The 16,823-nt window shown below is 57.4% G+C and carries 15 protein-coding genes; 11 read left to right on the top strand and 4 right to left on the bottom strand.

Annotated elements, in window-relative coordinates:
- The first annotated feature begins 44 nt into the window (after positions 1–44).
- The 3 genes from MWU49_RS08840 to MWU49_RS08830 all read left to right on the top strand — a co-directional run bounded on the left by MWU49_RS08840 (position 45) and on the right by MWU49_RS08830 (position 2,507).
- Positions 45–461, top strand: coding sequence for a hypothetical protein (locus tag MWU49_RS08840; protein ID WP_246970833.1), 417 nt, complete (start codon positions 45–47; stop codon positions 459–461).
- 336 nt (positions 462–797) lie between these two features.
- Positions 798–2,177, top strand: a complete 1,380-nt coding sequence (gene dbpA / locus MWU49_RS08835) for an ATP-dependent RNA helicase DbpA (RefSeq protein ID WP_246970830.1) — start codon at positions 798–800, stop codon at positions 2,175–2,177.
- A gap of 129 nt (positions 2,178–2,306) precedes the next feature.
- Entirely contained in the window at positions 2,307–2,507 is a 201-nt protein-coding gene (locus MWU49_RS08830; RefSeq protein WP_246970828.1) for a DUF2892 domain-containing protein, read from the top strand.
- Between the two features lie 136 nt (positions 2,508–2,643).
- Here the strand turns inward: MWU49_RS08830 and MWU49_RS08825 are convergent, their stop codons facing one another.
- Entirely contained in the window at positions 2,644–3,924 is a 1,281-nt protein-coding gene (locus tag MWU49_RS08825; RefSeq protein WP_246970826.1) for an MgtC/SapB family protein, read from the bottom strand.
- Positions 3,925–4,116: 192 nt separating this feature from the next.
- Here MWU49_RS08825 and MWU49_RS08820 point away from each other — a divergent pair, with 192 nt between their 5' ends.
- The gene (locus MWU49_RS08820; RefSeq protein ID WP_246970824.1) at positions 4,117–5,481 is read left to right on the top strand and encodes a wax ester/triacylglycerol synthase family O-acyltransferase; all 1,365 of its coding nucleotides are present in this window, start codon (positions 4,117–4,119) and stop codon (positions 5,479–5,481) included.
- A 111-nt stretch (positions 5,482–5,592) separates the two neighbouring features.
- Here MWU49_RS08820 and MWU49_RS08815 read toward each other — a convergent pair whose 3' ends face one another.
- Together MWU49_RS08815 and MWU49_RS08810 are read right to left on the bottom strand one after the other, a co-directional pair.
- Positions 5,593–6,012, bottom strand: coding sequence for a CBS domain-containing protein (locus MWU49_RS08815; protein ID WP_246970822.1), 420 nt, complete (start codon positions 6,010–6,012; stop codon positions 5,593–5,595).
- Positions 6,013–6,336: 324 nt separating this feature from the next.
- Complete coding sequence (locus MWU49_RS08810; RefSeq protein ID WP_246970820.1) at positions 6,337–7,632, bottom strand: MFS transporter; 1,296 nt, start codon at positions 7,630–7,632, stop codon at positions 6,337–6,339.
- A 472-nt stretch (positions 7,633–8,104) separates the two neighbouring features.
- Here MWU49_RS08810 and MWU49_RS08805 point away from each other — a divergent pair, with 472 nt between their 5' ends.
- From MWU49_RS08805 to MWU49_RS08790, 4 genes are all read left to right on the top strand, one after another.
- Positions 8,105–8,332, top strand: coding sequence for a type II toxin-antitoxin system ParD family antitoxin (locus tag MWU49_RS08805; RefSeq protein WP_246970818.1), 228 nt, complete (start codon positions 8,105–8,107; stop codon positions 8,330–8,332).
- 5 nt (positions 8,333–8,337) lie between these two features.
- A complete protein-coding gene (locus MWU49_RS08800; protein WP_246970816.1) occupies positions 8,338–8,640 on the top strand; it encodes a type II toxin-antitoxin system RelE/ParE family toxin in 303 nt (100 codons plus the stop codon).
- Positions 8,641–9,037: 397 nt separating this feature from the next.
- A complete protein-coding gene (locus tag MWU49_RS08795; RefSeq protein WP_246970814.1) occupies positions 9,038–9,976 on the top strand; it encodes an oxygenase MpaB family protein in 939 nt (312 codons plus the stop codon).
- Positions 9,977–10,231: 255 nt separating this feature from the next.
- Positions 10,232–10,489, top strand: coding sequence for a type II toxin-antitoxin system ParD family antitoxin (locus tag MWU49_RS08790; RefSeq protein WP_246970812.1), 258 nt, complete (start codon positions 10,232–10,234; stop codon positions 10,487–10,489).
- A gap of 451 nt (positions 10,490–10,940) precedes the next feature.
- On the opposite strand, the gene MWU49_RS08785 is transcribed toward MWU49_RS08790, so the two are convergent.
- Entirely contained in the window at positions 10,941–12,206 is a 1,266-nt protein-coding gene (locus tag MWU49_RS08785) for a hypothetical protein (protein WP_246970809.1), read from the bottom strand.
- Between the two features lie 402 nt (positions 12,207–12,608).
- On the opposite strand from MWU49_RS08785, the gene MWU49_RS08780 reads away from it, so the two are divergent.
- The 3 genes from MWU49_RS08780 to MWU49_RS08770 form a co-directional block, all read left to right on the top strand.
- Positions 12,609–14,519: a 3'-5' exonuclease gene (locus MWU49_RS08780; RefSeq protein ID WP_246970806.1), complete on the top strand. Its 1,911-nt coding sequence runs from the start codon at positions 12,609–12,611 to the stop codon at positions 14,517–14,519.
- A gap of 170 nt (positions 14,520–14,689) precedes the next feature.
- The gene (locus MWU49_RS08775; protein WP_246970803.1) at positions 14,690–15,502 is read left to right on the top strand and encodes a hypothetical protein; all 813 of its coding nucleotides are present in this window, start codon (positions 14,690–14,692) and stop codon (positions 15,500–15,502) included.
- A 14-nt stretch (positions 15,503–15,516) separates the two neighbouring features.
- A partial coding sequence (locus tag MWU49_RS08770; RefSeq protein ID WP_246970800.1) for a hypothetical protein occupies positions 15,517–16,823 on the top strand: 1,307 nt, incomplete at its 3' end.

The raw sequence follows: 16,823 nt of genomic DNA, 5'->3' as shown, positions 1-16,823 counted from the left end.
TGTGCGGCGAGGATTCCTCGCCGCATCAGAAAAGGATTCCCGTAATGACCGCAAAACAACAATGGCTCCAGGCTTTTACCGGTGGCTTTCTGGCGACCTTGATCTTCCATCAGGGGGTGCTGGCGCTGTTCTGGTTGGGTGGTCTGATCCCCGCCATGCCCTGGAACATGACACCGGTGCCGCCGCTGGGCGTGCCGCAGGTGATCTCTCTGGCCTTCTGGGGTGGACTGTGGGGCTTGCCGGTATGGTGGCTGATTCGCCGCTGGCAGGGGCTGCCTTATTGGCTCAGCGCGCTACTCATTGGCGCTGTGGGTCCGACTCTGGTGGCCATGCTGGTGGTGTTCCCCATGAAAGGCATCGACGTGAACGCCACCAAGGTGATGGGAGGGTTGATCGTCAATGCGGCCTGGGGACTGGGGCTGGCACTGTGGATGCGGCTGACACAGAAAATGGCTGCATGATAGGAAAAAACAGGTCCATCGTGGGTTAACGGGAAGGAGCGATGAGAAGAATGCCTTCGTCTTCATCCTGCGCCGAGGTCGCTAGATGCCTGACGCCTGATGCCTGACGATAGAATGAAAACTCTGGGTTGCATCGCATGTTTTTGCTTCCTCCTCCCGCTATAGGGATAACCGTCAGGCTGAACCTCTGATTGGTACATCATTGGTGCCTTTTGTCATTCCGGCGGCCCCGCCTGTTTTTGGCCACTGGCAAAATGAGTGCGGTCGCACCGGACCAACAGTTGCTACACTGCACCTCTGAATCCTGCCAACACTTTCTGCCACATGAGCCTCGCCGTGACTGACTCCCTGTTTTCCTCCCTGCCGCTTGCCGATGACATGCTCTCCAACCTGGACACCCTGGGTTACGTCCGCATGACTCCGGTGCAGGCGGAGAGCCTGCCGTTATTGCTGAAAGGTCATGATGTGATTGCCCAGGCGAGCACCGGCAGCGGCAAGACCGCGGCGTTCGGCATTGGTCTGCTGCATCCGCTCAATCTTCGCTATTACGGCTGCCAGGCGCTGGTGTTGTGTCCTACCCGGGAGCTGGCAGACCAGGTGGCGGCGGAGATCCGTCGGCTGGCCCGTGGCGTGGGCAACATCAAGGTGTTGACCCTCTGCGGTGGCCAACCCATCGGTCCGCAAATTGGTTCGCTGGAACATGGGGCGCAAGTGGTGGTGGGCACACCGGGGCGCATCCTGAAGCATCTCAGCAAGGGCACCCTGAGCCTGGACGGGCTCAATACCCTGGTGCTGGATGAAGCGGATCGCATGCTCGACATGGGCTTCTACGAGGATATCGCCCAGGTGATTCGGCAGACGCCCGAACGCCGCCAGACCATGCTGTTTTCGGCCACCTATCCCGATGGCATCAAGCAGCTGGCCGAGACCTTCATGCGTGAGCCCGAGCACGTGGAGGTAGAAGCCCTGCACGACAACAGCCGCATCGAGCAGCGTTTCTATGAAGTGGAGCCGCTGCAGCGTTACGAAGCCGTGGCCGATGCCATTGCCTGTTTCCGTCCCACCAGCTGCGTGGTGTTCTGTGTGACCAGGCAGCAGTGCAATGATGTGGTTGGCCAGTTGTGCCGTCGCGGGTTGTCGGCCCGCGCCCTGAACAGTGATCTGGAACAGCGCGAACGCGATGAAGTGCTCACCCTGTTTGCCAACCGCAGTCTGTCGGTATTGGTGGCTACTGATGTGGCCGCCCGCGGGCTGGATATCGATAACCTGGACATGGTCATCAACGCTGAATTGTCCCACGATCCGCAAACCCATATTCACCGGGTGGGCCGCACCGGCCGGGCAGGGGAGAAGGGCCTGGCGATCAATCTGGTGGCGCCAAAGGAAAGCCGCCGGGCCATGGCGATCGAAGAACTGCAGGGCGAAAAGCTCAACTGGCATCCTGTGTCCAGCCTCAAGCCCCGCGAAGGCGATGCCATGCTGCCGCCCACCATTACCCTGTGTATCGCTGCTGGTCGCAAGGACAAGTTGCGCCCCGGCGATATCCTCGGTGCCCTCACCGGTGATGCTGGCATTCCCGGTAACCAGGTCGGCAAGATTACCGTCACTGATTACCAGGCTTATGTGGCCATCGAGCGTGACAGTGCCGAACTGGCGCTGCAGCGATTGATGAGTGGCCGGATCAAGGGCAAGAACCGGCGCGTGAGAAAGCTCTGAGGCCCAAGGCTTGATGTGAATCAAGCCGGTTACACATGGAAGTCGACGCCATGAGTGACCGGTCGCATACTCAGGGAGTAGCCCTCTTTGCGGGCATGTCTTTGAGGCCAAGTCTTTGAGGAGAGACTCATGAAAACGAATGTAGGCACCGCCGACCGCACCATGCGACTTGTCGCAGGCGTGGTGATTATCCTGTTGGGTATCGTATTTCAGAGCTGGTGGGGCGCCATCGGCCTGATTCCGCTCTTCACCGGCACCACCCGCTGGTGCCCGGCCTATCTGCCTTTTGGCATTTCCACCTGCAAGACGCCTGAGTCCCGGGATTCATAGCGCCAGCAGGCTTCTGTTTTTGGGGTGTGTCTGTGAGCGATGCCGGTGGTTTTATCTGGCACCTCATCGCTTGCAGGCAAGCTCCCACATTTATCCTTAACGGACGAAGTGCGGCCTGAGGGGTGAGCGCAGCGGATTACTGCCACCACGCCACTGCGATCCCTGCCACCAGCGACAACACCATGGGAATCCCCACCAATAGCCCCGTCTGACGGGTGCCAATGCCCCAGGCCATGCCCGCCTTCACCATGTTATTGGTGGCGGCGGCGATGACGATGCCGATCACGGCGGTATTTGCCGCCAGTTGCTCCGTGGACATGCGGGTCAGTGACAGGGTGATGGCATCCACATCGGCAATGCCGGAGCTGGCGGCCAGCACATAGATACCCGCATCGCCCAGCCAGGTTTTCAGCAATTCGCCGAGCACCAGAATGAGGGTGAGCAGCAGCCCGAACACCAGGGCAGAGGTCAGGTCGAGGGGGTTCTGATTCAGGGATGGGGCGGAGATCGTCTGGTGATCGCCGTACTTTTTCCAGATCAGCAGGGCAGGGCCATAGAGCAGGGCGGTCATCACCAGCACCGGCCAGATCAGGCTGGGCAGCAAGTCGCGGTTTATCACGAAACAGTAGGCCAGAATGCGCGGGAACATGGTGCCGCAGGCAATCAGGATGCCCGCCGCCAGTTGGCCACTGAGTGGCGGGTTGCTGGCGGACTGGCGTGAGAAGTGCAGGGTAAGAGCGGTGGAGGAACTCAGCCCGGCAAACAAGCTGGTGAACAGAATCCCCTTGCGGGTGCCTGCCACCTTCATGGCGAAGTAACCCACAAAGGAAATGGAGGCGATCATCACCACCATCCACCAGATCTCGCGGGGATTGAGTACACCACCGGGGCCCAGCGGTTCATTGGGCAGTAGCGGCAGCATCACCACGGAAATCAGCAGCAACTTGAGAGCGGCGTCCAGCTCGTGTTCCTTGAGCTTGTTCACCCAGCCATGAATCTCGCCCTTGTTGTCCAGGATCACCGCGGTAATCACCGCGCATGCCGCCGCCATCACTGGATCCACCGCCACGGCCAGCACCCCGAAGCAGAAGGTCAGCAGCAGGCTGATCATGCCGGTGATGCTGAAATTACGGATATGGTCCAGGCGCTCGCTGTAACCGGCAATGCTCATGGCCACCACACTGATCAGCAGCACCGGGAAAGCCCACTCGGTCACTTGCTGGGTCAGCACCGCGGCGACACCACCCAGTAGCCCGACCAGGGCAAAGGTGCGGATGCCAGCAATGCGCTCACCGGATTTCTGCTCGCGGGCCTCCCAGCCTCGTTCCAGACCAATGATGGCACCCAGCAGCAGCGCCACGGCCAGCCGCAGGGTAGTCTGGTTGTTGTTGAGGAACTGTACGGCAACGTCGTCCATGAAGGCCTGGATCAGTGAAAGTGTTACGGGGAGTTTAGCCTGTTATGGCGTTTTCCCGTAACCGTTGGCGCGGTGTCGGGTTTGATCCATATCAACTTCTTCACTGGGCCATGGGCGTAGGCTGAAAGTGGCTATCCGGGCCCTGACGGCCCCGGAACGACAAAGCAGGGAACACAGCAGGGAGCGGGCGCCATGAAGCCGGATCGCGAGCCCATGTCTGCCGTCGACACCGCCTGGTTGCGGATGGAGAGCGACAGCAATCTGATGATGATAGAGGCGGTGCTGTTATTGGATGAACCGCCGGAAATGGATCGCTTGCGGGCCGTACTCGAACGGCGACTGCTCGCCTTCTCGCGCTTTCGCCAGCGAGTGGTGATGGAAAAGGAACATGCCTTCTGGGAAGACGATCCGGGTTTCGATCTCGACAACCATATTCATCGTGTGGGGTTGCCCGGCAAGGCGGACATGGCAGAGCTGCAGGCCTTCTGTGCCGACCTGGTCAGCACGCCGCTCAACTTCCGCCATCCCCTGTGGCAAATCCATGTGATTGACCGTGTCGACGACGACCGCAGTGCGCTGGTCTGCCGTATTCATCACTGCATTGCCGATGGGCTGGCCCTGGTGAGGGTGTTGCTGTCGGTGGCCGATGAATCGCCAGAGGGGGATCTGGAACCTCCAGCGAGCGAGCGCCGTTACCATCATGTGTCCTGGCTGCAGCGGGGCCGCCAGCTAGGTCACCAGTTGATCGACGAAGCGGCAGAGCTGGTTCGCCATCCGGATCAGATTGTTGAGCTGGCTCGCGCCGGGTGGTCCGCCGGGGCCGAGCTGGCCCGGGTCAGCCTGCAGCCCGGTGACCCTCCCACCCGACTGAAGCGGCCGCTGACAGGACGCAAGGTGGTGGGCTGGGCCGAGCCTCTGGATCTGGATGAGGTCAAGCGGGTGGCCCATGCGCTGGACGGCACCGTCAACGATGTGCTGCTGACCTGCGCCACCGGCGCCCTGCGGGCCTGGTTGCTGGAGGAGGGCGATGATGTCACCCGGGACATCAATGTGGCTGTGCCCTTCAACCTGCGCCCGCTGGATAAACCCATCGAGACCCTCGGCAATCAGTTCGGACTGGTGCTGGCGAGGCTGCCGATACATTTGTCAGGGCCGAGAGAGCGCCTGCAGGAGGTCCAGCAACAAATGCGTGACCTCAAGGCGTCACCACAGCCCTGGGTGTTCTATGGCATGCTGGCCGGGCTGGGCCAGGGGCCCGACGCGCTGGAGCAGGCGGCACTGGAGTTTCTGAGTAGCAAGGCGTCCCTGGTGATGACCAATGTGCCCGGCCCGCAACAGTCGCTCTACCTGGCGGGGGCCCGCATCCTGCAGCCCATGGTCTGGGTACCCCAGTCCGGCGGAGTGGGGATGGGGCTGAGCATTCTCAGTTACGCGGGCACGGTCCAGTTCGGCGTGGTCGCCGACCACAACCTGATGACCGATCCCCAGGCGCTGGTGAGCCAGTTTCGTCACAGCTTTGAGGAGCTGGCTGCACTGGTTCACGCGGAAGAGAGCTAGCACCTGACGGGTCAATTCCGTCGTGGCGGCCTCTTCCGTCTTGCCTCTGTCCACCAAATAAGGTCATTAATGGTGCGCCAGTGCGGATCCATTATGGTGCATTTTCTCCGCTCAGCTGGCTTTCTTGCTCAGCTCGGCCAGCTTCTGATCCAGCATGTTGAGGATGTGGCGGCGGCTGATAACGCCGAGCACCTTGTTATCGGCATCCACCACCGGGTAGATCTTGGGCTTGGCATTGAGCATCTGCTGGGCCAGGGACAGCACATCGTCATCGACGGATACCGTCAGCACCCCGGTCTGCATCAGGTCCTTTACCGTGGCCACCCGCTGGTTGTGGTACACCACCTGTAATGCGGCCTGCAGGCATTCCCGCTCGCTGAACCAGCCCACCAGGGTGCCGGTTTCGTCGGTCACCGGGCTGCCCAGCATGTCCAGTTTGATCAGGTTGCTGGAGGCCTCCACCACCGGCATGTCCGGGGTGATCTTGGCAAAACGGGTGCTCATCAGATCTTTGATAGATGCAGAATCCATGGGGATATCCCTCGCATTGTTCTCAGGTTATTCAGAATCGTGATAACGGCATTTGTGCCGTTGGTTACCCCAGATACTGCGTAAAGCGTGCCAAGTCTGGCGGGGGAGACAATGCGAAAGGTTTTGTGGCGAAATGCCTGCAGCATTTTCCGTAGGAGCCTGCCCGCAGGCGATCCGAGCCAAAGCGAGGTAATAAAGTTTCGAGAAGCGAGTTTCGAAGAGCAAAACCCCGCCCCTCTGAATGTGCAAGGTTTCCAGACTTTTGATTTTCGCAACTCGGTATTAATTACCTCGCCGAGGCTCGGATCGCTTGCAGGCAAGCTCCTACAATTTGGGGTCGTCCGGTGGTGGTTCGCTTTGGTTGGTATCGGAGTCAGGGACGTCCTCGCTTTCTACCTCCACTTCTTCCTCCGGCATCATTTCCAGAGCCACCTGTGAAGTACGCACCATGGGCACAAACTGGGTGGAATGATCGGACAGGTCTTCGCGCACCACATGCAGCCGCATCAAGGTATAGAGCGCCAGGGCCACCTGCATGATCACGAAATAGAACGGTAACGACCGGGCGCCCAGTACTTCCATCAATTGGCCCGCCAGGGCCGGACCAATGGCTGCGCCTACGCCATGCAGGAACAGCGCGCTGCTGCCGCCGGAAAGAATCTGGTCCGAATCAAGCCGGTCGATCAAATGGGCCAGTGCCACCGGGTAGGCACAGAAGGCCAGCCCGCCGTACACACCAATGGCCAGATACAGCAACAGGGGCACACTGCTGGAGAGCCACACCAGTACCGCCGCCCCCGCCGCGGCCAGGCAGATCACCATCAGCACACTGCGCCGGTCATGGGTGTCGGAATAGCGCCCCAACGGATACTGGAACAAGGCGCCACCAAGAATGGCCATACTCATGAAGGTCGCCACGCTGGCGCTATCCAGCCCCACGCGGCTGGCATACACCGGCCCCAGGCCCCAGAAGGCGCCCATGGCCAGGCCCGAAAGGAGGGCGCCGGCCACCGACACAGGTGCTGCTTTGTAGAGTGCCTTGAAGCGCAAGCGGGTGACGGTTTCCACGGGCGGCTGGGCAAAGCGCGTCCAGGTCACCGGCACCAGGCTCACACTGATCAGCATGGCTGCTACGGCAAACAGCATGAACGACATGGCAGACTCCAGCCGCAACAACTGCTGCGCCGCCGCCAGCGCGCCCAGGTTAACTGCCATGTACACCGCAAACACCCGCCCGCGCTGTTCTGCCGGCGTCTGCCCGTTCAGCCAGCTTTCCACCACGGTGTAGAGAATCACCAGCACAAAGCCATTCATCACCCGCAGTGCCATCCACACCCACGGTTCCACAAACATCACATGCAGCAGGGCAGAACAGGAGGCCAACGCAGCACACATGGCAAAGGCACGGATATGGCCAACACGGCGGATCAGGGGCAGGGCGGCAAAGGTGCCGGAGAAGTAACCGAGAAAATAGCCGGACATGATCAGGCCCAGCGAACTGTCGCTGTAGCCCTCCAGGCTCCCGCGCACTGCCAGCAGGGTATTGAGCAAGCCACTGCCCAGCAGCAGCAACGCCACCCCCAGCAGCACGGCACCAATGGGCACAATCAGCGGTAACATGCTTCCTCCTTGAAACCACGACTCAAGGCCAGTGATTTTAGACAAGCGGGAACCGTGCCAAACGATTTCGCAGCCTTTGTAACCTGCCGATTTGAAAGAAAAATTCTCCCCGTAGGAGTCCATGCTCGCATGACGATCCCCGCGCAGCGGGGCCTTTGCCAATGGCAAAGATCCAGCCTCGCCTGGGCTCGGTATCGTCATGCAAGCATGGACTCCTACGGGGATTACGCTCTGCCTCTGGGTGTCCTTTGGGATGGGGGTCTATCAAGGTCGTCTTTCCTACATCAGGGGGCGTTCTTTACCTACATTGCGTCGCGCGCAAGCCCTGTACCCTTGGGTCGTCAGTAGGCGAGCAATAGATATCAGATATCTGGCAATCGATGTCTTTGGGCTGGGTTGGTCATGTCCATATTTGACAAATATGGACATGTAGGCCTAGTTTGGGCTTTCCAGACACCCTGAGGAGTTTGCCGTGAACATCAGCTTTACCGACAAGCAGGAAGCCTATATCGCGTCCCAGGTGCAAGGTGGCGATTACCAGAATGCCAGTGAGGTGGTGCGCGATGCATTGCGCCTGCATCAACTATATCGCCAGCGTGTGCTAGAAGAGCTTCGTGCCGAGATAACCCTGGGTTGGGAAGGGGAAGCCAGTGAGCGGGATGTGCAGGCCATCATCAACGCCAAGCGCGGAAACAAGTAAACCGAATGCCTGATACGCCGTGCCGTTATGAATTATCCGTGCAAGCGGATCGTGATCTCGCTGACATTTATGACTTCACCGCGTCAGAGTTTGGCAAGCAACAGGCGACGGGATATTTGCTGAAGCTGGATCATTGTTTCAATGGTCTGCTGCAAAACCCGCAAAGCGGCAGAGCCAGGCCCGAAATTCGCAAAGGGCTGTCGAGCATTCCCTGTGGTTTCCATGTGGTTTTCTACAGAATCCTTAAAGACCGTATCCGCATAGTGCGTGTCCTCCATGCCAGCCGCGACTTGCCGCATCTGTTATAGCTATACCGGCCTATCCCTGTAGGAGTTCATGCTCGCATGACGATCCCCGCGCAGCGGGGTCTTTGCCAGCGGCAAAGATCTGTTGTCGCCTGGGCTCGGTATCGTCATGCGAGCATGAACTCCTACGGGAAACAATCTTTCAGAAAGCGGCTCTCTGTGCCCTTCGGGTTTGCCCGGAGAGACAAAAATCAGGCCCTTTCCAGGTGGGTATATATTACTTCTTAAATGGTTTCCTTTGCTGTTTTTCCAGTCGCGCAACACAGGTGAAGTATTCGTTTAGTTCACGCCTATCTTGTTGAACCCCCCCACAGGGCCACACAGAATGAAGTGATGTCTTCCCGGGTTGCCCCGGCACAAGACCCGCACTTTAAGCGAGCCCTGACAGGGAGAGTGGGCCATGACGGACGTCGTCGATACAGAAAAGAAAAAAACCAAAACACCCCGTGCCAGCCAGTCAGTCGAGAAGGATCCGGTGCCACTGTTGCCAGGGTCACTGATGTGGCAGGACTTCGGTTCCTACCTGTTTCACCTGATGTTGCCCCAGGCATTCATCCTGCAAACCGCCCACCCGGTGATCAACGCCGCGGTCACGGTGGACAAGAAATACCTGCATGATCCCTGGGGCCGTGCCAGAGGCTCCACCAAGCTGCTCTGGCCGGTGGTCTATGCGCGCCCGGAAAAGGCCATCGAAATGGGCCGCAACCTGCGTGAGCTGCACCGCACCATCAAGGGTGCCGACAAGTACGGCAACAAGTTCTACGCACTCGATCCGGAAGCCTACAGCTGGGTGCATGTAACCGGGTTCTACTCGGTAGTAAAAATGCACGAGTGGTTCGGTGAGCCGCTGACCCCGGAACAGCGCGCTGCCCACTTCACCGAGTGGAAGCAGATGGCGGGGATGCTGGGTATCGCTGATCGCTTCATCCCACAGACGGAAGAAGCGTACTGGGAGCACTTCAACCACATCATTGAAGAGCGGCTGGATACCCACAACGAAGCCCTGAACGATATCCTGGCGCCGCGGTACTACAGCAATTATCCAGTGCCGCCGAAGCTTGAAGAGCAGCTGCCCGGCTGGCTGTGGAAGCTGATGATCCTGCCATTCAGCCTCTTCGCCTATCGCCTGACGGTGGCCACCCTGCCAGACAACTACCGCCGCAAGGCGGGACTGCGCTACAACCTGGCGGACAAGGCGGCTTTCAAGGCGTTCTGCTGGGCCGTGCGCAAGGCCTACCCCAAAGTGCCCGAGAAGCAGCGCTATATCCCGCTGGCCTGGCGCGCCATCAAGGATGCCCGCCGGCATCCGGAAGCCTATCAATATCCCACCGCCAGCTGATCGCTGGCGGTTTGCTCCTCTATAAACTCCGCCGCCCCAACACTGCGGCGGCATCCCCCCGTAGGAGTCCATGCTTGCATGACGATCCCCGCGCAGCGGGGCCGTTGCCAGGGCAAAGCCTTCCGTCGCCCGGGTCAGCTAGCGGCCACCCGGCGGCCGGCATTACCTGCTCAGGGATACGGGTAGGCCGCTAGCTTGATCAAAATCGCACCAATAGTATGATGATTGTGTTGTTCTCTCACCAGGGCCGCAGCTATGAGCACCACCCGCAAAACCATTACCGTCACCGACCAGCAGGATCACTGGATCAAGTCACAGATTGAGGCCGGGCACTACACCAACGACAGTGAGTATATTCGAGACCTGATACGCCGTGATCAGGCAAGCCAGGCGAATATCGACGCGATTCGTGCCGCCTTGATCGAGGGCGAGGAAAGCGGTGTAGCGGAGCCTTTTGACGTCGAAAAGTTCAAGCGCGAACTGGCTTCCCGGCATGCCGACAAAATCCGCTGAGTTCAGGCTTTCACCCGCCGCCAGAAAGGATATGGAGGCGGTATGGCTCTAATCCTTGCATGAGTGGGGCAGGGAACAAGCCGATCGGTATCTGGATGAACTGGTTGAAGCCTTTGCTTTTTTAGCGGGTAGCCCCGGGGCGGGTGCACAATGCGAAGCCATTCGAGCGGGATACCGTAAGTATCCAGTGATTCGCCATGTCGTTTATTACCGCCAAGCCGGGTATGGCATCGAAGTGGTGAGGGTATTGCACGATCGCATGCTACCCTCCAGGCATCTATAGAGGCAGGCTCCCACAGCGCAGTGCTTCCCTCCTCCCCGTAGGAGTCCATGCTCGCATGACGATCCCCGCGCAGCGGGGGGCTGTTGCCAACGGCAAAGCCATTCCTCGCCAGGGCTCGGTATCGCCATGCAAGCATGGGCTCCTACAGGAGGGGCGGCACCGTAAGGGTCAGCTCGCCACCACCTGCGCCACCAGCTCACCGGAAAACACCAGCCCCTGGGTGCCATCATGGTGAACCGAGAACACCCCCTGGCCATTGGAATAGATGATGGTGCCGTCCTCGAACACATCGAAATCGCACACGTGGTTGGCCAGCACCTGCACATCGCCGTGGCGGGTCTTGGCTACCAGCTCCCAGTTGGCCGGAACCAGTGAAGGGATACCCTGCACCTTGCCGCCTTCGCGCAGCGCCTTTTCCGCATCCACCCGTTTGCCCTGCAGCAGAATCTCTTTCACATCTGCCTGCTGGCCGGGATTGTCCGCGCTGGTGAGGGGTTTGCGGCTGTACATCAGCGAAAAGAAATTGAGGAAATGAAACAGCGCCCGTAGCAGCCGGAACGGCAGCAGCACGGTATCCACGGCGGAATCCGCATAGCCGTAGTTGGGCTGGTCAAACGGGCGGCGGATAAACAGCAGATCCCCGTTGGGAGCCACTCGGGGGTTGAGGTAGTCAGTGTCGCGGTCCTCCAGAATTGGCGTCACATTACGCGAAGCCATGTCCAGCATCTGAATGCTCGCGTTCCCCTGGGCGATGATATAGCCCTCCTGATTCCGTGCCAGCCCGATGGACTGGAACAACAGGGCATTCGGATCATCCGGCACCCAGGCGGGGTTGGAATCCAGGGTGTCGCCCCCGGTCAGCTCGCGATAGTTGTCGCCGTCGCTGTCCAGCAGGGCAATATTGCGGGTGCCATTGGGTTGCGCGGAGGCTGCCGCGATCTTGTCGCCGTCCGGGGAGGGGGTGATGTCCGTCAGATCAAACTGCTGCTTGAGAACCAGGCGCAGTTCCTTGCCGCTTTCCTGTTCCAGCCGGAACAGGCCGCCCACTGTATCGTCCTTGAGAAAATAGAGCAGGTCGCCATTGCGATCATAGGCCAGGGAACTGCTCAGGAAGGGCTTGTCAGTGGCCGGATCAAAATTGCGCATGCCGCCGCCAGCGCGTACCCCAAAGGTGGTGCCGGCCTTCCAGCCATGGCGGGAAGCCGCTTTCTCCTGGCGGCGAATCGCCTCGTCCACAAAGGGGCTGTGCAGCTGTTGCACCGTGCCGTTGGCATCCCGACGGAACATCAGGCCATTGGACAGATACGCAAACGAACGATTCAGTGGCCGTTGCACAAAGCGGGCATTGATGGAGGCGCGGGGAGCACCGGGAGATTGCATCAGGAAGAGAGTGACCACCGCCGCAACGAGGATGATCCCAATTAACAAATGCATGGCGAGTCCTTTCGGTTGTCATTGTTCTGTATCGCAAGCAAGGCATTTACTATGCCTGAAAATGAATAGGGTGACGACGATCCGTCGAATGTGGCTGCGGTTGATATTGTTTTGATGGCATCCGAGGGTCATGAAGTGGGCGCCGTAAATATTGTGCAGCCCTGGGCAATTCTCCGCTTAAACAAAACCATGAAGCCTATTCATTTATTTGCGCTCGGAGATTGTGTACATTCGGGACTGATAACGAATAACAATCAGCCCTGCCAGGATGGTGGGGGTGAAATTCCAATAAGGGGAACGGATGCCAGTCTGTCAGTATCGACATTTTATTGCTGCCGATTGTGGCGATAGCAGTGGCGAAACTGTCTTTGCCTTTTTGATAAGGGCAAGGAGCTAGCCGTCATGGCCACCGTCATCCCTAACCTCAGCACCTTGCGCGGTATGACCGCGGGCGAGCGGCGCTTGGGGCAGCGGCTGGAAACGCTGCTGGAGGATGACTACACCGTCTGGTACGACACCCCGGTGGGGCGCAACCGGCGCTATCCTGATTACATCATTCTTCACCCCGGCCGTGGTCTGCTGTTCCTGGAGGTGAAGGACTGGAAGCTGGATACACTCAAACAGATCACGCCCCGTGATGTGGAAATCTTCACCCCCGATGGTTTGAAGACCGTCACTAATCCCCTTCAGCAAGCCCGCCAGTGTGCGCTCACCGCCATCAAGAAACTGCAGCGCGATGAACACCTGCAGCAAACCTCCATACAGCACAAAGGCAAGCTTTGCTTCCCGTGGGGCTATGGCGTGGTGTTCCCCAATATCACCCGCAAGCAATGGAACGAGGCAATCAGTGAAGAGCATCAGGAACTGGTGCTGCCGCCACACCTGCTGATCTGCCGGGATGAAATGACCGCCACCGCCGACCCGGAAGTCTTCCAGGAACAGCTGTGGGCCATGTTCGATTACACCTTCGGCGACAAGCTCAGCCTGCCGCAGATTGATCGCATCCGTTGGAACCTGTTTCCGGAAATCCGCATCAATGCGCCTCAGCAGGGCTTGTTTGATGAAGACGGTGAGGCTGATAAAGAAAGCGAGCAGGGCAGCGTGCAAGGGGAGGGCAATAACACAGACACCGGAGCTGTGGCAGAGAGCCAACCCGGCTACAACGCCATCCCGGATATCGTCCGCGTCATGGATCTGCAGCAGGAACAACTGGCCCGTAGCATGGGCGAGGGCCACCGGGTCATCCATGGGGTGGCCGGGTCCGGCAAGACGCTGATCCTCGGCTACCGCTGCCTGCACCTGGCCCAGGCCGTGACCAAACCGATACTGGTGTTGTGCTTCAACATCACCCTGGCCGCCCGGCTGCGTAGCTTTATTGCCGAAAAGGGCATCGAAGAAAAGGTACAGGTGCACCACTTCCATGAATGGTGTGGCCGGCAACTGCAAACCTACAATGTGGATCTGATCCCGGCCACGCCAGAGCTACAGCCATGGGAACGGCAAGTGGAGACGGTGATCCAGGCCGTGGACAAGGGGCAGATACCCCGTGCCCAATACAGCGCGGTCATGATCGACGAAGGCCACGACTTCGAGCAGGACTGGCTGGCCCTGATCGTGCAGATGGTCGACCCGGACACCAACTCCCTGCTGCTGCTATATGACGATGCCCAGTCCATCTACAAGAAGCGCAGCCTCAAATTCCCCCTGTCCAGCGCTGGCATACAGGCTCGTGGCCGTACCACCATTCTGAAACTGAATTACCGAAACACCCGTGAGATCCTCAGCTATGCCTACGAGTTCGCCAAGGACTTCCTGCAAGCCCAGGACGCCGACGACGACCACATTCCCCTGATCGCCCCGGAAATGGCTGGTGCCAGCGGCCCGGCCCCGGCATTCCGTAAGTTCGACACCTTCAACGACGAAGCCCACTACATCGCCCGCTGCATCCGTAAATGGCAGCAGAACGGCCAGCCGCTGAACAACATCGCGGTGATCTACGGCTACAACTGGCAGGCAGAAACGCTGCAACGTGCCCTCAAGCGGGAAAACCTTCCTCACGCTTGGCTGAAAGATAACGCCAGCAAGAAAGCCTACGACGCGAATGCAGATCGTATCGCGCTACTCACCCGGCAAAGCAGCAAGGGACTGGAGTTCGATACCGTGGTGCTGGCGGGGTTGGGTGGCTTGAAGGATGACGAGGGGAATCTGGAGAGTGAGGTGCGGCTGTTGTATGTGGGAATGACACGGGCACGGCAGCAGTTGTTGTTGACGGGGAGTGGGGGGAATTGGTTTGTGGGAAGGTTTAGTGGGTAGTGGATTATATGCACGATGCAAGACCTGACCCCAATGTTCCACGGTTGCCCGATCAAGAAATAGTCGTTTTGCAAATCAAGCCGAAAGCCTTAAAGGTAGAAAAGAAAGTTTTTTATGCAACAGCTTCTAACAGGAAAATGCAGGGTCAGCGTTAACGTGGAGACCACTCGGTGACAGTCAACGGCTACCTCATGGCTCTGTCATCGGCAGCGGTTATACGTGATAGAGAAAAAGAAGGAATCCAGAGGTCTATCTCAGGGTTGCAAAGCCGCCTTGATCAAGCCTTTGGCGACGAAATCAGAGAAGACTTCATCTTCGGCTCCTACACGAGAGGAACAATCCTGCCCCGCAGCATGGACAAGCGCTCTGACATAGATTACATGATCGTGTTCAGGGATTCCTCAAGCCGCCCCCAAACCTACCTTGATCGGCTGCGCCGATTCGTTAAAGTCTATTACTCCAGATCAGAAATAGCACAGTCAAGTCCAACTATTGCCCTATCGCTTAATCATATTAAATTTGAGCTCGTCCCGGCCACATATCACTGGTGGCACGGCTTGCGAATACCCGCGAGACGAAGCGACTACAACGACTGGATTTCAACCAACCCCAATGACGTCAATGAAATACTCGTCGGAGCCAACAAGTCGAATGGCAACCTCATAAAACCAATGATACGGCTTGTTAAGTATTGGAATGCCAGAAATAGGTATCCTTTCCAATCTTTTGAACTTGAAAGGATGCTTGCCGATAAATCTTACTTTGGAATCAGATTTCGTGGACAGATCCAGCTTAAGGACTACTTTTTCGACGCAATGAGATCTCTCGAATACTGCGATAGAGACGCCCAATACAAGATTGATGCGATTGACCGTGCGCACGACCTAATAGCCCGAGCCGAAGATTTTCTTTCCAGGCAGCAGGATGATCAAGCAGAGCGAGCAATCAAACGACTACTTCCCCCTCCGACGAGAGCGCAATAGGGAGATCATGCTAAATGACTACCTCTGATATGTTTACCGCATTCCTGGAAAACTTGAAAATTGACAACTCAGAACAAATTAGCGACCGCTATGGGGAAATTACAGCCAGCCTAAATAAGCGATTCAGAGATACGGAATCCAAGACTGCGAACAGCCTGCAAGTAGGATCCTATGGAAGGTATACCGGTATCAAGGGTATTTCAGATCTAGACATGCTTTACATCATGCCAAAAGGGGAATGGGATACTTACAAAGATGGTGGGCAGGGCAAACTCCTAACCGATACAAAAGATGCCATCAAGGCTCGCTACCCAAAAACAGAAATAAAAGTTGATAGCCCAGTAGTAACCGTCACGTATACTAACTTCCACGTTGAAGTTCAGCCGGTGTTTGAGGAAGAAGACGAAAACGGAAATATACAGTACAAATTTCCAGATACTAGCAAGGGCGGAAGATGGAGAATCACGAAGCCTAAGCAGGAAATTTCTGCCATGAAGGATTTTATAGATCAAAAGAATAAGAACCTTCGAAAACTTTGCAAAATGGCCAGGGCATGGAAGAACAAACATGGCGTTTGTATGGGGGGGCTTTTGATTGACACCCTTGCACATAACTTCCTGAAATCTACGAATGCCTACGATAACAAAGGTGCTGCCTCCTACGGAGAGATGTGCCGTGATTTCTTCGAATTTCTGATGAATCAGCTGGATCAGGATCATTACCAGGCCCTTGGAAGTGGGCAGGACGTCAAAGTTAAGAAGAAATTCCAACACAAGGCAAAGAAAGCTCATGAACTGACACTCAGGGCCATAGAATCCGGCACCAACAACTCAGCAAACAAAAAATGGAAAAGGGTGTTCGGAAGACCGTTCCCTTCTGCAACGCAGGCAATTACAGAGAATGCAGCCACCACATGGCGGGATACCGAGCAATTCATTGAGGACATGCACCCCATTGACATCCGATATAGCCTGCACATGGACTGTGAAGTATCACAAAACGGTTTCAGAGACGGAGCATTAAGAGAAATGCTTCGTCGTGGAATACGTCTATCGCCTTCGAAGCAATTAAAATTTAGCATCACATCATGTGATGTTCCCATCCCCTACACACTCAAATGGAAGGTTTTAAATAGAGGTGACGAGGCTAAAAGAAGGGATGAAATTAGAGGGCAAATTTTTGAGTTATGGTCATTTCTGGTGTACGGGGAGATAGAAGGATGGCGTATCCTGTTGATTGATTCCGGCAAGAATCACAACCAACAGAGAATGATACGCCATGACCCAGTCTACCCTGAGAGCGCTTTCACAACCAGAAGAAC

It is taken from the genome of Alcanivorax sp. S6407, assembly GCF_023016115.1.
In the GTDB taxonomy this organism is placed as follows: Bacteria; Pseudomonadota; Gammaproteobacteria; order Pseudomonadales; family Alcanivoracaceae; genus Alcanivorax.
This window is presented reverse-complemented; position numbering and strand designations above follow the sequence as displayed.

Excerpts from the sequence above, each read along its gene's own strand:
- MWU49_RS08840 (WP_246970833.1), top strand. The coding sequence starts at position 45 with ATGACCGCAAAACAACAATGGCTCCAGGCTTTTACCGGTGGCTTTCTG.
- MWU49_RS08830 (WP_246970828.1), top strand. The coding sequence starts at position 2,307 with ATGAAAACGAATGTAGGCACCGCCGACCGCACCATGCGACTTGTCGCA.
- MWU49_RS08825 (WP_246970826.1), bottom strand. The coding sequence starts at position 3,924 with ATGGACGACGTTGCCGTACAGTTCCTCAACAACAACCAGACTACCCTG.
- MWU49_RS08820 (WP_246970824.1), top strand. The coding sequence starts at position 4,117 with ATGAAGCCGGATCGCGAGCCCATGTCTGCCGTCGACACCGCCTGGTTG.
- MWU49_RS08815 (WP_246970822.1), bottom strand. The coding sequence starts at position 6,012 with ATGGATTCTGCATCTATCAAAGATCTGATGAGCACCCGTTTTGCCAAG.
- MWU49_RS08810 (WP_246970820.1), bottom strand. The coding sequence starts at position 7,632 with ATGTTACCGCTGATTGTGCCCATTGGTGCCGTGCTGCTGGGGGTGGCG.
- MWU49_RS08800 (WP_246970816.1), top strand. The coding sequence starts at position 8,338 with ATGCCTGATACGCCGTGCCGTTATGAATTATCCGTGCAAGCGGATCGT.
- MWU49_RS08795 (WP_246970814.1), top strand. The coding sequence starts at position 9,038 with ATGACGGACGTCGTCGATACAGAAAAGAAAAAAACCAAAACACCCCGT.
- MWU49_RS08790 (WP_246970812.1), top strand. The coding sequence starts at position 10,232 with ATGAGCACCACCCGCAAAACCATTACCGTCACCGACCAGCAGGATCAC.
- MWU49_RS08785 (WP_246970809.1), bottom strand. The coding sequence starts at position 12,206 with ATGCATTTGTTAATTGGGATCATCCTCGTTGCGGCGGTGGTCACTCTC.
- MWU49_RS08780 (WP_246970806.1), top strand. The coding sequence starts at position 12,609 with ATGGCCACCGTCATCCCTAACCTCAGCACCTTGCGCGGTATGACCGCG.